The sequence below is a fragment of the Paenibacillus sp. 598K genome, from assembly GCF_003851045.1.
In the GTDB taxonomy this organism is placed as follows: Bacteria; Bacillota; Bacilli; order Paenibacillales; family Paenibacillaceae; genus Paenibacillus_D.
In genome coordinates, this window is record NZ_BFBX01000070.1 from 67,099 (window position 1) to 68,031 (window position 933).

Genomic DNA, 933 nt, shown 5'->3' on the forward strand with positions numbered 1-933 from the left:
CGGCGGCCAGCGCCAGCGCGTCGCGCTGGGACGGGCAATCGTGAGGCAGCCGCAGGCGTTCCTGATGGACGAGCCGCTGTCCAATCTCGATGCCAAGCTGCGGGTGCAGATGCGCGAGGAGATTATTAATCTGCATCGGAGGCTGGAGACGACCTTCATCTATGTCACGCATGATCAGGTCGAGGCGATGACGATGGGCACGCGCATCTGCGTCATGAAGGACGGTCTCATCCAGCAGGTGGACACGCCGGAGAATATCTACAATCTGCCGGCCAACCAATTCGTCGCCAGCTTCATCGGCTCCCCGCCGATGAACTTCATCCCCGGCAAGATTGTCGTTCGAGGCGGCGGGTTGGCATTCGGCACCAAGCGCTTCGCGCTGCCGATCCGCAAGTCGCTGGAGGCGGCGCTGGACGCAGGCAAGTTCGTCGATCGCAGCATTGTGATGGGCATTCGTCCCGAGCATGTCGCGCTCTATCGCGACGGCGCGCAGGGTACGCCGTTTACGGCGAAGGTTCGCTTCAGCGAGCTGGTCGGGGCCGACCGTTATGTTCATTTCGGCGCCGGGGATTATCGATTTACGATGCGGATCGCTTCGTATGAGCGGGTGGAGGACAACAGCGAGCTGGAGGTCGTCCTCCATCCCGAGCATATGAATTTCTTCCATCCGGATACGGGGACGGCTGTGCGATGAGCGGCGCGAGAGACGCGAAGAGGAGATGGCGATCATGAAGCAACGTCATATCTTGCGAGCCGGGTGGCTCGCGCTGGCGATCGTCCTGCTGCTCGCCTCCGTCGCTGGAGGCGCAGCGCCTCGCGACGGCGCGGCGGTCGCGATATCTACGGGGACGGAGCTGACGCTGCCGGGCACGGCTAGCCCCCAAGAGATGCCGTCCTATGGCCAGAGGCTGGCACAGTGGCAGGAGCGGGGGG

At 63.5% G+C, this 933-nt stretch carries 2 protein-coding genes; both read left to right on the forward strand.

Annotated features, from left to right (window positions below; genetic code table 11):
• Positions 1 to 694: ABC transporter ATP-binding protein (locus PA598K_RS36355; protein WP_376739052.1), on the forward strand; the 694-nt coding region annotated here is incomplete at its 5' end.
• 34 nt (positions 695 to 728) lie between these two features.
• Positions 729 to 933 (forward strand): hypothetical protein (locus PA598K_RS36360; protein WP_185602120.1); only part of this gene is annotated, 205 nt, incomplete at its 3' end.